General features: G+C 71.7%; 12 protein-coding genes and 1 pseudogene. 10 read left to right on the top strand and 3 right to left on the bottom strand.

Annotated features, from left to right (window positions below; all coding sequences use genetic code 11):
- The first annotated feature begins 119 nt into the window (after positions 1-119).
- A complete protein-coding gene (locus A6A06_RS36575; RefSeq protein WP_073767815.1) occupies positions 120-2,072 on the top strand; it encodes a bifunctional metallophosphatase/5'-nucleotidase in 1,953 nt (650 codons plus the stop codon).
- 93 nt (positions 2,073-2,165) lie between these two features.
- Here the strand turns inward: A6A06_RS36575 and A6A06_RS36570 are convergent, their stop codons facing one another.
- Positions 2,166-2,834 carry a lysophospholipid acyltransferase family protein gene (locus A6A06_RS36570; RefSeq protein WP_073767814.1) on the bottom strand — a complete coding sequence of 223 codons (669 nt, stop codon included), beginning with the start codon at positions 2,832-2,834 and terminating at the stop codon, positions 2,166-2,168.
- A 251-nt stretch (positions 2,835-3,085) separates the two neighbouring features.
- Between A6A06_RS36570 and A6A06_RS36565 the strand changes: the two genes are divergently transcribed.
- The 3 genes and pseudogenes from A6A06_RS36565 to A6A06_RS36555 all read left to right on the top strand — a co-directional run bounded on the left by A6A06_RS36565 (position 3,086) and on the right by A6A06_RS36555 (position 5,545).
- Entirely contained in the window at positions 3,086-4,234 is a 1,149-nt protein-coding gene (locus A6A06_RS36565) for a glycerophosphodiester phosphodiesterase (protein WP_073767813.1), read from the top strand.
- A gap of 128 nt (positions 4,235-4,362) precedes the next feature.
- Positions 4,363-4,884 (top strand): annotated as a pseudogene (locus tag A6A06_RS36560) (sigma-70 family RNA polymerase sigma factor); the annotation flags it as partial.
- 142 nt (positions 4,885-5,026) lie between these two features.
- Entirely contained in the window at positions 5,027-5,545 is a 519-nt protein-coding gene (locus tag A6A06_RS36555) for a GNAT family N-acetyltransferase (RefSeq protein WP_073767811.1), read from the top strand.
- 52 nt (positions 5,546-5,597) lie between these two features.
- Here A6A06_RS36555 and A6A06_RS36550 read toward each other — a convergent pair whose 3' ends face one another.
- The gene (locus A6A06_RS36550; protein WP_073767810.1) at positions 5,598-6,050 is read right to left on the bottom strand and encodes a hypothetical protein; all 453 of its coding nucleotides are present in this window, start codon (positions 6,048-6,050) and stop codon (positions 5,598-5,600) included.
- Complete coding sequence (locus A6A06_RS36545; RefSeq protein ID WP_073767809.1) at positions 6,043-6,411, bottom strand: hypothetical protein; 369 nt, start codon at positions 6,409-6,411, stop codon at positions 6,043-6,045. The genes A6A06_RS36550 and A6A06_RS36545 overlap by 8 nt, the downstream gene beginning before the upstream one ends.
- Positions 6,412-6,610: 199 nt before the next feature.
- On the opposite strand from A6A06_RS36545, the gene A6A06_RS36540 reads away from it, so the two are divergent.
- From A6A06_RS36540 to cbiE, 6 genes are all read left to right on the top strand, one after another.
- Positions 6,611-7,258, top strand: a complete 648-nt coding sequence (locus A6A06_RS36540) for an HAD family hydrolase (protein WP_073767808.1) — start codon at positions 6,611-6,613, stop codon at positions 7,256-7,258.
- A gap of 387 nt (positions 7,259-7,645) precedes the next feature.
- Entirely contained in the window at positions 7,646-8,707 is a 1,062-nt protein-coding gene (locus A6A06_RS36535) for a methionine ABC transporter ATP-binding protein (RefSeq protein ID WP_073767807.1), read from the top strand.
- On the top strand, positions 8,704-9,480 hold the full coding sequence (locus A6A06_RS36530) for a methionine ABC transporter permease (protein ID WP_073767806.1): 777 nt from the start codon (positions 8,704-8,706) through the stop codon (positions 9,478-9,480). The genes A6A06_RS36535 and A6A06_RS36530 overlap by 4 nt, the downstream gene beginning before the upstream one ends.
- A gap of 106 nt (positions 9,481-9,586) precedes the next feature.
- Positions 9,587-10,447, top strand: a complete 861-nt coding sequence (locus A6A06_RS36525) for a MetQ/NlpA family ABC transporter substrate-binding protein (protein ID WP_073767805.1) — start codon at positions 9,587-9,589, stop codon at positions 10,445-10,447.
- A 192-nt stretch (positions 10,448-10,639) separates the two neighbouring features.
- On the top strand, positions 10,640-11,275 hold the full coding sequence (locus tag A6A06_RS36520) for a GNAT family N-acetyltransferase (RefSeq protein ID WP_073767804.1): 636 nt from the start codon (positions 10,640-10,642) through the stop codon (positions 11,273-11,275).
- Positions 11,276-11,508: 233 nt separating this feature from the next.
- Positions 11,509-12,723: a precorrin-6y C5,15-methyltransferase (decarboxylating) subunit CbiE gene (cbiE, locus tag A6A06_RS36515; RefSeq protein WP_073767803.1), complete on the top strand. Its 1,215-nt coding sequence runs from the start codon at positions 11,509-11,511 to the stop codon at positions 12,721-12,723.
- Positions 12,724-12,901: the final 178 nt, after the last annotated feature.

Genomic DNA, 12,901 nt, shown 5'->3' with positions numbered 1-12,901 from the left:
GCAGTTGTCCCCCGCCCGTTCACGTTCCGGCCGCCTCGTGTGGGCCGGGAGGCTCCCATGGCTCGTTTGACTCTCCAGTCGTTCCCCCGCACTCGGGCACTCTCTGGAGGGTGACGACGTTGGCAGAGCTCGGCAGACGCATGTTCCTCACCGCGGCGGGGGCTCTGGCCACCGCCACCGCGGTCGGCACCCATGCCTTCGCCTCCGGCCACGCGCGCGACGCGCGGTCGGCGGACGAGTACGTGGACGTGCAGTTGCTCAACATCACCGATCTCCACGGGTACCTCCAGGCGGCTCCGGGCAGCAGCTCGGTCATCACCGGCGCCGGCGGCAAGAAGTACACCGTGGGCGGCGTGGCCTACATGGCCGCGCACCTCGAACGGCTGCGGGCGGGCCGCGCCAACTCCCTGTTCTTCGCGCCCGGTGACCTCTTCTCCGGGTGGGAGTTCCCCGCCGAGTCGCTCGCCGACGAACCGACCATCGAAGCCCTGAACCGGATGGGCCTGGACTTCGCCTCGGCCGGCAACCACGAGTTCGACAAATCGCCCGCCTTCCTCTCCCAGCACATGGTGGACGGCATCTCCTACCCGACGGTCGACTGGGACAACTCCTTCGTCGACTCCTCCGGACAGCGCTTCCACGGCGCCGACTTCGCGTACTACAGCGCCAACACGGTGTGGGCCGCCAACGGCGAGCGGGTCCTGCCGCCGTACAACATCGAGTGGGTGGACGCGGGGCAGGGACGGCGGCTGCCGGTCGGCTTCATCCACCTGACCGCCATCGGTACTGAGACCATGCCCGCCTCCTACCAGCCGGGACTGCGCACCCTCGACCAGCTGGCCACCGCCAACCGCTGCGCTGCCGAACTCAAGTCCCGCGGCGTCAACGCGATCGTGCTCAGCATGCACGACGGCGCGGTGGCCGGCGGTGACTTCAACAGCGGCACCAACCCCTCGGGGCCCGCCTACGAACTGGCGCTGCGCTGCTCGCCGGACATCGACGCCATCGTCTGCGGCCACTGGCACACCGCCTTCAACATGATGGTCCCCGACCCCGACGGAGTGCCCCGCCCGTTCGTCGAGGCCGGCTGCCACGGCCAGCTCGTCAACGAGATCAGCCTCCGGCTGGACCCGCGCACCGGCAAGGTCGTCCGCGAGCTGACCACCTCCACCAACCACCCCAACACCCGGGACGTGGCACCGCACCCGGAGCTGTCCGACGTCGTCAAGTACTGGGCCGGGTACGGCACCCGGCGCGCCGCCGTCCCCCTCGGCAAGCAGACCGCCTCCTTCACCCGGACCCGCAACGCGGCGGGCGAGAGCACCATGGGCGACCTGGTGGCCGACTGGGCACTGTGGGCCGGGCAGCAGCCCCAGGGGCCGATGAACGACGCCAACCTCGACCCCGCCACCCCCGCCGACCTGGCCCTCATCGCCATCGCGCCGCGCATCGGGCAGGCCATCATCGCCGGGGACCTGCCGTACGACTCCGCGTCGGGCGGCACGGTCGCCTTCGGCACGGCGTGGAACGCGGTCGGCTTCGGCGACCCGATCGTCACGGCCACCGTCACCGGGCAGCAGATCCACGACGCGCTGGAGCAGCAGTGGACCGTGCCCGCGGGCGGCGGCCTGCGGTACGCGCCGCTGGCGGTGTCCGCCAACGTCCGTTACAGCTTCGACGCGACGGGCGCGGCGGGCGACCGGGTCGACCCGGCCGACGTGTTCATCGACGGCACCGCGCTGGACGTGTCCCGCTCGTACCGGGTCGCGGCGCCCTCGTACACCCTGCTGAACCAGGACGGGTATCCGGCGTTCACCGGCTTCACCCGGCCCTTCCGGCACAACCGTGACTTCGAGAGCTTCGTGACGTACCTCAAGGAGCGGCAGCGGATCCAACCCGCGCCGCTGAACCGGGTGTCGGTGCTGAACGGCAGGGTCGCGGGCGCGCGCGTCGGCGTGACCCCGGAGCCGCGGCGGCTGCGGCGCGCGGACGGCACGGTGCTGCCCCGGGCCGAGGCCGCCATGCTCGCCGCCGGGCAGCCGACGGTGGACGGGTTCCGCGTGCCCTGCTAGGTCCTGTCGTACGGAACGAGCGCACCGCGGCAACGCGCAGGGCCCCGACCGGAATCCGGTCGGGGCCCTGCGCGCGAGCGGGTCCAGCGGCGGTCAGGCCGCGCGTGCCTTGGTGGCGTACATGTCCACGTACTCCTGGCCGGACAGCTCCATGACGTCGCTCATCACCTCGTCGGTGACAGCGCGCAGCACGTAGCGGTCCCGGTCCATGCCCTCGTAGCGGGCGAAGTCCAGCGGCTCACCGAAGCGGACGGTCACCGGTGCCACGTGCGGACGGCCCTTGCCGCCGGGCTGCACCTTGTCGGTGCCGATCATCGCGAACGGCACGACGGGCGCGCCGGTCATCAGGGCGAGCCGGGCGATGCCGGTACGGCCGCGGTACAGACGGCCGTCGGGGGAGCGGGTGCCCTCGGGGTAGATACCGAAGATCTTGCCCTCCTCCAGGATGCGGCGGCCGGTCATCAGCGCCGCGACGCCGCCGTGGCCGCCGTCCCGGTCCACCGGGACCATGCCGGAGCAGGTGAAGAACCAGGACATCAGGCGGCCCTTGAACCCCTTGCCGTTGACGTACTCGTCCTTGCCGATGAAGAACACCTGGCGCTTGACGATGAGGGAGAGGAACAGCGAGTCGATGAAGGTGACGTGGTTGCCGGCCAGGATCACCGGTCCGCTGCCGGGGATGCGCTCCGCGCCCTCGACTTTCGGGCGGTACAGGACACGCATGACGAATCCGAGAAACGCCTTCAGCAGAATGCGGGACAACGGGCCCTCCGGTCGTGGGTGGTCTGCGGCAGCCGCCGCGAGCGTGCAAGAGTATGCAGCCCAGGACGATACTCGTCGGCCGTGCTCGATCGCACATCGGGTTCACGGGACCGATACGCAGAGTTGACGTGGGTTTGCCGCGCGTTGGGGGGCAGGTCTCCCCTTCGAAAGGTGTACGTGCCTAGGATCGCTCCGACCCATTGACAGGTGCCGGACACCCTCACCGGCGCCGTGGAGCGAGGAGCGCGATCATGCAGGAACGGCAGCAGCCGGGACGCCGGACGGTACTGGGCGCGGCGGCGCTCGGGGCGGGAGCGGCGGTCTGGGCCGGCACCGGCACGGCGAGCGCCGCGAGCTCCCGCGGGCGCGGCCACGGCCCGCACGACGAGCTGCCCGTACCGCTGATCGTGGGCCACCGCGGCGCCAGCGGCTACCGCCCGGAGCACACCTTCGGCTCGTACCAGCTCGCGCTCGACATGGGCGCCGACGTCATCGAGCAGGACGTCGTGCCCACCAAGGACGGCCACCTCGTCTGCCGTCACGAGAACGACATCACGGCCACCACGGACGTTTCGGCCCACCCGGAGTTCGCGGACCGCAAGACGACCAAGACCGTCGACGGCGCCAAGCTGACCGGCTGGTTCACCGAGGACTTCACCCTCGCCGAGCTGAAGACGCTGCGCGCCAAGGAGCGCATTCCGGGCACCCGGCAGCACAACACCCTGTATGACGGTGTATGGGACGTACCCACCTTCGAAGAGGTGCTGAAGTGGGCCGACCGCGAGGGCCGCAAGCGCGGCCGCCGGGTCTGGCTGCACATCGAGACCAAGCACCCCACCTACTTCCGCAAGCTGGGCCTGGGCCTGGAGGAACGTGTCGCCCGGCTGCTGCGCAAGTACGGACGGCACAAGAAGCACTCGCCGAACTTCCTGCAGTCCTTCGAGCCCAGCAGCATCCAGCGGCTCGACCAGCTCGTCGACTGCCCCAAGGTCGTCCTGCTGGGCACCCTCAAGGACCGCCCCTGGGACTTCGAGGTGGCGGGCGACCCCCGTACCACCGCCGACCTGGTCAAGCCCGCCGGCCTGAAGTGGATCTCCGGCTTCGCGCAGGGCATCGGCCCGGACCTGACCGTCATCCTCCCGCGCACCAAGGACGACAAGCTGGGCAAGCCCTCCTCGGTCGTCAAGGACGCGCACGCCGCCGGGCTGGTCCTGCACCCCTACACCGGCCGCAACGAGAACACCTTCCTGCCCGCCGACTTCCGCCGCGGCACCGACCCGAACGCGTACGGCGACGCGCTGGGCTACTTCAAGAAGTGCCTGGCCACCGGCATCGACGGCCTCTTCTCCGACAACTGCGACACGGCCCTGCTGGCCGCCGCCGAGTTCCGCGGGCGCTGACCGGCGCCCCGCGCCGCCGGGTGGCGCCCCCTGCCCCAGGGCGTCAACCCGGCGCCGCCGGAGCCACGGACGTGTGAGGCCGTGGCCCCGGCGAAACCACCCGGCCGCGCCGCCACGTCTCGCACGCCATGCGGCACGCCATCACGGACAACGACCTCATTCGTACGCTGCGCCCCCTGCTGACCGCCGAAGTCGCGGCCGAGGCCGCCGCAGCGGGCACCGACGCCGAGGACCTCGAACAGGGCGTGTGGACGCGGCTGCTGGAACACACCCGCGACGCCGGGCCGCCCGCCGAACCCGCCCGCTGGCTGCGCCGCGCGGTCCGCGCCGAAGCCCGCGGCGCACGCCGGCTGGCTTTGCGGGAGGTCCCGTACGACCCCACCGGGCCGCAGCCCCTGATCGCCGCCGTCGCCGAGCGCGCGGCCCTGGAGGCCGAGGAGCGGCGGGTGCTGCTCGCCGCCGTCGAACGGCTTCCCGGACGCTGCCCCGCCCTGGTGCGCGCCCTGTTGTCCCGCTCCGACCTCACCTACCGTGAGATCTCATCTGAGTTGGGAATGTCACAGGGGAGCTTGGGGCCGGTCCGTTCCCGATGTCTGGGATGCCTGCGCAGAATGCTCATGGCGGAGGTTGCCGCTGCGCGAAACCGGGGAGTCCCGAAGCAGCAGCGTCAGCCACGCCACGACGGGGGCGTGCACCACACGGCCCCGTCAGTCAGGGCAAACGGTCCGGGCGTACCCTCTCACCCTCTGCACGCCCGGGCGCACCGAACCGAATAAGGGGAGGCATACGCGCATGGGTATGAGCGTGACCATCTCTGCGGCGACCGACCGGGACGCCGAGCAGATCCTCAAACTCCAGTACCTCTGCTACCAGCCGGAGGCCGCGCTGTACGACGACTACTCGATCCAGCCGCTCACCCAGACCCTGGAGGACCTGCGTGCCGAACTGAGCGACGCCTGCGTGGTGGTGGCCCGGCTCGGCACGGAGGTCGTCGGGGCGGTGCGCGGCACGGCCGACGCGGACGGCACCGCCGCCATCGGCAAACTCGTCGTCCACCCGCGGATGCAGCGCCACGGCCTCGGCGGACGGCTGCTCACCGCCGTCGAGGAGCGGCTGACCGCGGAGCGCTCGGCCAAGCGCTACCGCCTGTCCGCCGGCCACCGCAGCGAGGGCAACCTGCGCCTGTACCGCAGCCACGGCTACACGCCCGTCGGCACCGAGCAGCTGAACCCCCGGCTCAGCCTGGTCACCCTGGAGAAGGACGCGGCCACCGCGGAGGGCACGCCGCAGGACTACGTGGCGAGCGCCTGACCGGTCCCGGAAGTGCGGCGGGGACCCGCCGGGCGTACGGGCGCCGAGCGCGTCACGCCCGGCGGGCCCGCCGCAGCCACAGCAGACCGGTCACTGGCAGGAAGACCGGGATGAAGAGGTAGCCCATCCCGTAGTCGGACCAGACGGTCGCGTCGGGGAAGGCGGAGCTGTCCACCAGCGTCCACGTACCGACGCCGAGCACACCCGCCAGCTCCAGCGCACAGCACACGACCGCCGCCCTGCGCGCCCCCTCGCCGCCGCGCACCAGTGAGAACAGGATGAAGGCGTAGACCACCGCGGAGACCGCGGACAGGATGTACGCCAGCGGCGCCCGGTCGAACTGCGCGATCAGCTGGTAGACGGCGCGCGACGCGGCCGCGACGGTGAAGACGCCGTAGAGGGCGACCAGCAGCCGCCCGGGACCGGTGCCCAGGGAGCGCCGCCCCCCGGAAGCGCCGTCCGGCACACTCTCGGGGGCCGTGGCCCCGGCGGAAGTCTCAGGCATGGCCGCCTCCCCAGATGTCGAACAGCCGCACTTCCAGTACGGCGAGGACCACCGCGCCCGCGGCGACGGTCGCCGAGCCCCAGCGCGTCCGCTCCGAGAGCGACAGGAAACCGGTGGCTGGTACGCAGGCCGCCGCCCCGATCAGATAGGCGACGAAGATCGCCGTACCGTCCCGCGGTGTTTCGCCGCGCCCCAACTGCACCAGGCCGACGACGAGTTGCACCACACCCAGCAGCGAGACCAGGGCCATGCCGATGAAGTGCCAGTCCTTCGTCGGCTCGTCGCGGTACGCGGCGAAGCCGCACCAGGCGGCCAGGGCGAGAGCGGTCACGCCGATCGCGACCGTCAGCGCGTCGATCACCGGGACCTCCGCGCGGCGCGGCTGCGCGCAGTGGAGAAAAGGGGCATGAGAGGACTCTAATCGGCGGCCGGGCGGCGGACGCGCGCGGCCCCGCCGTCGCCGGGCGCGCTCCTGCCGGGCAGTCGTCGCCCGGGGTGCTCCCGCCGGTCACCGGTGGTTACTCCTGCCGGTCACCCGGTGTCACGTACGCTCGCACAGTATGAAGATCTCCGCAGCCGCGCTGCTTTTCGACAACGACGGCACCCTCGTCTCCTCCATGGAGTCCGTGTACCGCTGCTGGACGCGGTGGGCCGCGGAGCACGGGATCGGCGCGGAGGACTTCGGCCGGGTCGAGCTGCACGGCCGCCCGGCCGCCGAGATCATCGGCGATCTGCTGCCCGCGGCCCGTATACCCGCGGCGCTGGCCCGGATCGAGCAGCTGGAGGTCGAGGACGTCGCGGGCGGCGTGGTCGCGCTGCCCGGCACCCTCGCGCTGCTGGCGCAGCTGCCGCCGGAGCGCTGGGCGGTCGTCACCTCCGCCACGTCCCGCCTGGCCGAGGCCCGGCTCGCCGAGGTCGGCATCCGCCCGAAGGCCCTGATAGCCGCCGACGACATCACCCGCGGCAAGCCCGACCCCGAGCCCTTCCTGCTGGCCGCCCGGCGGCTGGGCGTGGACCCGGCCGACTGCGTGGTCTTCGAGGACGCGCCCGCCGGTCTCCAGGCCGGCCGCGCGGCCGGCATGACCACCGTGGCGTTGACCACAACCCACCGGGCCGACGAGCTGTCCGCCGACGTGATCGTCCGGGACCTGTCGGCGGTGTCCGTGCAGGCCACGGCGGACGGCGTGGAGATCACCACGGTGGACTGACCCGCTGTCCACCCCTCGGTCAGGCCTGTCCGCAATACGGACAGGCTTGATCCGGCCGTACGCCTGTCTGGTTTACTGGCGAACATGACCACGACGAGCAACCGCACCCCTGCGACCGAGGCGACCATGACGCCCGGTGCTCGTTGCATGTGTCGAATGTGTGACCGCTGAGGGCCCCCGCCGAGCCTCGCGCCCCGAAGCGAGACCCGCCGCCCTGCGCCGTGACCTCCGTACGCCCGTCCGTACGCCACGGCCCCGGCCGCCCCGCGTCACCGGAACCCGAAGCCGGGCCACCGCGCCCTCCGGGACCCCCATGCCGCACTCCGCAATGAATGCCCCGTGCCCGGCGGGCGAGCCGCCCGGCACACGACAGTGACGGAATTCCCTGTGATCACCACAACGGGCCTGACCAAGGTCTACCGCTCAGGAGACCGCGAAGTCACCGCCCTGGACGGCGTCGATCTGCACGTCCGCGAGGGCGAGGTGTACGGCGTCATCGGCCAGAGCGGCGCCGGCAAGTCCACCCTCATCCGCTGCGTCAACCTCCTGGAGCGCCCCACCTCCGGCACGGTCACCGTCGCCGGCCAGGAGCTGACCTCGCTGGCCGGCAAGGGGCAGCGCGCCAACGCCGCGCTGCGTGCGGCGCGCAGCCACATCGGCATGGTCTTCCAGCACTTCAACCTGCTGTCCTCGCGCACCGTCCAGGACAACATCGAGCTGCCGCTGGAGATCCTCAAGGTCGACCGCCGCGAGCGCTCCCGCAAGGCACTGGAACTGCTCGACCTGGTCGGCCTCGCCGACAAGGCCAGGGCGTACCCCGCCCAGCTCTCCGGCGGCCAGAAACAGCGCGTCGGCATCGCCCGCGCCCTGGCCGGCGACCCCAAGGTGCTGCTCTCCGACGAGGCCACCAGCGCCCTGGACCCGGAGACCACCCGCTCCATCCTCCAGCTGCTGCGCGACCTCAACCGGCAGCTCGGCCTGACCGTGCTGCTGATCACGCACGAGATGGACGTCGTCAAGACGATCTGCGACTCGGCCGCGCTGATGAAGAACGGCCGCGTCGTCGAGCAGGGCACCGTCTCGGAACTGCTCGCCACCCCCGGCTCCGAGCTGGCCCGCGAGCTGTTCCCGGTCGGCGGCGAGCCGTCGGGACCGGACCGCACCGTCGTGGACGTCACCTTCCACGGCGAGGCGGCCACCCGCCCGGTGATCTCCGAGCTGTCCCGTACGTACAACGTGGACATCTCCATCCTCGGCGCCGCCATGGACACCGTCGGCGGCAAGCAGATCGGCCGGATGCGCATCGAGCTGCCCGGCCGCTTCGAGGAGAACGTCGTACCCATCGGCTTCCTGCGCGAGCAGGGCCTCCAGGTGGACGTGGCCGACGAGACGGCCGGCCCCGCGGCGACGGCGCCCGACGGCGCGCTGGTGAAGGAAGGTGCCAAGTGACCTGGTCGCAGATGCAGCCGCTGCTGTACAACAACACGCTCGACACGCTCTTCATGGTGTGGTGGTCGACGTTCTACGCCGTCCTGTTCGGCATCCCGCTCGGCGTCCTGCTGATCCTGACCGACCGCGGCGGCGTCCTGCAGAACGTCGTGGTCAACAAGATCATCGGCGCGGTGGTGAACATCGGCCGGTCCTTCCCCTTCCTCATCCTGATGGTCGCGCTGATCCCCTTCACGCGCCTGGTCGTCGGCGTCTCCATCGGCCCCACCGGCGCGGTCGTGCCCCTGGTCATCGCCGCCATCCCGTTCTTCGCCCGGCTCGTCGAGGCCGCGCTGCGCGAGGTCGACCACGGCCTGGTCGAGGCCGCCCAGTCGATGGGCGGCGGCACCTGGACCATCGTCTTCAAGGTCCTGCTGCCGCAGGCCCTGCCCGCGCTGGTCGCGGCCGTCACCACCACCGTCATCACGCTGATCGGCTACTCCGCCATCGCCGGCGCGGTCGGCGGCGGGGGCCTGGGCAACCTGGCCTACACCTACGGCTACCTCCAGTACGAGACCAACCTGATGGTCATCACCATCGTGCTGCTGATCGTCCTGGTCATCGCCGTGCAACTGCTCGGCGACCTGATCGTGCGCAGGCTGGCCAACCGCGGCAGCCGCGGCTCCTCCGCCGTACGCGTCGGACTGCGCCGGGCACCCGCCCCGGCCACCGCCGCCGGGCAGCCCGCCGAGGCCGCCCCCGCCGACGCCCCCAAGGAGCGGGCCGGCACCTGAGACCGGGTCCATGGCCGACCCTCTTGAGCCCGGACCCTTTGCCGGGCGCAACCGCGCGGGGCCGCCGGCCCCGCGCGTCCGAGAAACCGAGATAGGGGCACTCTTCGTGCGTACCACCCGCAACATCACCGTGGCCGTCGCCGCCGCGGCAGCCGTCGCCCTCGGCGCGAGCGCCTGCAGCGCGCCCTCCGACGTGTCCTCCTCCGGGGACAAGAAGAAGGACAGCAGCGCGCCGCTGACCGTCGCCGCCAGCCCGACCCCGCACGGGGCGATCCTCAACTTCGTCAAGGAAAAGCTCGCGGCGAAGGAAGGGCTCACGCTGGAGGTGAAGGAGTTCAACGACTACAACCTGCCGAACAAGGTCACCGAGGACGGCCAGGTCGACGCGAACTTCTTCCAGCACAAGCCCTTCCTGGACACGTACAACAAGAAGAACGGCACCCACGTCGTGCCGGTCGTCAACGTCGCCATCGAGCCGCTCGGCGTCTACTCCAAGAAGGTCGAGAAGCTCTCCGAGCTGACGTCCGGCAACACCGTGTCCGTCCCGAACGACCCGTCCAACGAGGGCCGCGCGCTCAAGCTGCTCGCCGACAACGGCGTCATCACCCTCAAGAAGGGCGCGGGCTCCGACGCGAAGCTGACCGACGTCGAGGACGCCAAGGGCATCAAGCTCCTCGAACTGGAGGCCGGCCAGGTCGCGCCGCGCCTCGCCGACGTGGACGCCGCCGTGATCAACGGCAACTTCGCCATCGGCGCCCAGCTCAAGCCCTCCACCGACGCCCTCGCGCTGGAGAAGCCCGCGGGCAACCCGTACGCCAACTTCCTGGCCGTCAAGAAGGGCAACGAGGACGACCCGCGGGTCAAGAAGCTGGCGAAGTTGCTGAACTCGCCCGAGGTCAAGAAGTTCATCGAGGACAAGTACCGGGACGGCTCCGTCATCCCGGCCTTCGGCGCCCCGCAGGGCTGACCGCCGTCACCGCAGGTCAGCACCGTACGAACGGTCGAGCCGTGCGACGACGGGCCCCGGGCGCGCATTGTGCGCCACCGGGGCCCGCGTGCGTGGCACATCCCCGGTCGGATGCTGCATGCTGGTGCACTCAAGACGGTCAACAGGGCCCGAACTTCGGAGCAGCACGGTCAACGGCGTTGGAGCAGCGGCATGACACCCACCTTTCCGGACATCTCCATCAGCACGGATCGGTTGGTGCTTCGCCCGTTCGAAGAGGCCGACGTGCCCGCGCTCACCGAGATGATGAACGACGAGCTGACCACCGCCTGGACCGCGCAGCCGCACCCGTACACCACCGACACCGCCCGTGAGTGGACCACCCGCCGGTCCGGCGCGGTCCGCACCGAAGGCCGCGGCATCGCCTTCGCCGTCACCGAGTTCCTCACCCAGCGCCTGGTCGGCACCATCGAACTCGGCCACACCGACTGGCGCGTCCTGAGCGCCGAGGTCGCCTACGTCACCGCGCCCTGGGCACGCGGCGAGGGCTACGCCTGCGAATCCGTCCTCGCGGTGGCGAAGTGGCTCTTCAGGGACCAGAAGTTCGAACGGGTCGAGCTGCGCACCGCCGCCGACAACACCGCCGCCCAGCAGGTGGCCCAGAAGGTCGGCTGCATCAGCGAGGGCGTGCTGCGCAACGCCTGGATAGCCCGCTCGCGCACCGAGGACGGCGGCTGGACGGACATCCGTACGGACCTGATCGTCTGGAGCCTGCTGCCCGAGGACCTCGACGGCGTACCGGGCCGGATGGCCGACGCCAACGGCTTCGCCTACCCCGAGTGGAACTGAGCCGCGCCGCGGTGCCCGGCGGGCCGGGCGGTTTCCGGCCGGTCCTGCCCGGCCCGCCTCGCTGTGGTCCGGACCTCTCGCGGTAGTCTCGGCCTGCCCACAGGACTCCGTGACCGGCTGACCGCCGTCGCGTGAGCCGTCCGGCGCGTGTGCTGTGTGTTCCGTTCCGGCAGATCCGTTCCGTAGTGCCCAGCCCTGTCCCGTAACCAGCGAAGCCCAGGAGACTGACGACGATGGCCGACCGGGTCACGGTGATCGGGTGGGACGGTTCGCCGTTGACCGCCGCCGCCCGCTCCGCCCTCGGCGCGGCGACCCTCGTGGCCGGCGCCGCCCACCACCTCGCCCTCCCCGAAGTGCCTCCGCACGCCGAACACATCCGGCTGGGCAGCGTGGGCCTGGCCGCCCGCCGCATCGCCCAGCACCGCGGCACCGCCGTGGTCCTCGCCGACGGCGACCCCGGGTTCTTCGGCGTCGTACGGACCCTGCGGGCGCCCGAGCACGGCCTGGAGATCGAGGTGGTGCCCGCCGTCTCGTCCGTCGCGGCGGCCTTCGCCCGTGCCGGAATGCCCTGGGACGACGCCCAGATCGTCGTCGCCCACAGTCGTGACCTGCGGCGAGCCGTGAACATCTGCCGCGCGCACACCAAGGTCGCGGTGCTCACCGCGCCCGGCGCCGGACCCGCCGAACTCGCCCTGCTGCTGGACGGTGTCCACCGCACCTTCGTCATCTGCGAGGAACTGGGCACCACCCGCGAGCAGGTGACGGTCCTCACCTCCGACAAGGCCGCCGACCACGTCTGGCGCGACCCCAACGTCGTCATCGTCGTCGGCGGCTCCAACGCCGCCGCCCAGGGCAGCGGCTGGCTGGCGGGGCGCGACGTCGCCTACCCGTCACCGCCGCGCGGCTGGGGACTGCCCGCACAGGCCTACGGCGGCGTCCTGGACGAAGGGGAGTCCGTCCAACTGCGCAGCGCCCAGCTGGCCCGCCTCGGCCCCCGGCCCGGCGACCTCCTCTGGGACATCGGCGCGGGCAGCGGCGCCGCCGCCGTCGAGGCCGCCCGCTTCGGGGCCGCCGTCATCGCCGTCGACGCCGACCCGGACGCCTGCGAGCGCACCACGGCGGTCGCCCGCCGGTACGGCGTCCAGCTCCAGGTCGTCCGGGGCCCCGCGCCCCAGGTGCTGGAGGACCTGCCGGAACCGGACGTCGTACGGGTCGGCGGCGGGGGAGCGGCGGTGGTCACCGCCTGCGCCGCCCGCCGGCCCGAGCGCATCGTCACGCACGCGGCGACCCGCGACGAGGCCGAGGCGATCGGCCGCGCGCTGGCCGACGGCGGTTACGAGACGGAGTGCGCGCTGCTCCAGTCCGTCGAACTGGACACCTCCGCGTGGGTCGAGCGGGAACGTGCCGTCGTCTTCCTGCTCAGCGGCTACCGGGTTGCTCACCCGTGACCGGGCCCGGAACCGGCGCGGGGTAGGCTGGCGGATCGTTGCGTCGCCGTCCCACGTTCGGTTTCGTACGTCAATATCCGGAACATGCCGTGGTTTTGGCCGTAATTGAAGCTCTCCAGGGCGGACGTGCCGCGAGGCGCGCTCGCTCGTTCTAGCTATAGGGGCGGTCGGCGCGCCG

The organism is Streptomyces sp. CB02923 (assembly GCF_001905005.1).
Lineage (GTDB): Bacteria > Actinomycetota > Actinomycetes > Streptomycetales > Streptomycetaceae > Streptomyces.
This window is presented reverse-complemented; position numbering and strand designations above follow the sequence as displayed.

Excerpts from the sequence above, each read along its gene's own strand:
- A6A06_RS36565 (WP_073767813.1), top strand. The coding sequence starts at position 3,086 with ATGCAGGAACGGCAGCAGCCGGGACGCCGGACGGTACTGGGCGCGGCG.
- A6A06_RS36555 (WP_073767811.1), top strand. The coding sequence starts at position 5,027 with ATGGGTATGAGCGTGACCATCTCTGCGGCGACCGACCGGGACGCCGAG.
- A6A06_RS36550 (WP_073767810.1), bottom strand. The coding sequence starts at position 6,050 with ATGCCTGAGACTTCCGCCGGGGCCACGGCCCCCGAGAGTGTGCCGGAC.
- A6A06_RS36540 (WP_073767808.1), top strand. The coding sequence starts at position 6,611 with ATGAAGATCTCCGCAGCCGCGCTGCTTTTCGACAACGACGGCACCCTC.
- A6A06_RS36520 (WP_073767804.1), top strand. The coding sequence starts at position 10,640 with ATGACACCCACCTTTCCGGACATCTCCATCAGCACGGATCGGTTGGTG.
- cbiE (WP_073767803.1), top strand. The coding sequence starts at position 11,509 with ATGGCCGACCGGGTCACGGTGATCGGGTGGGACGGTTCGCCGTTGACC.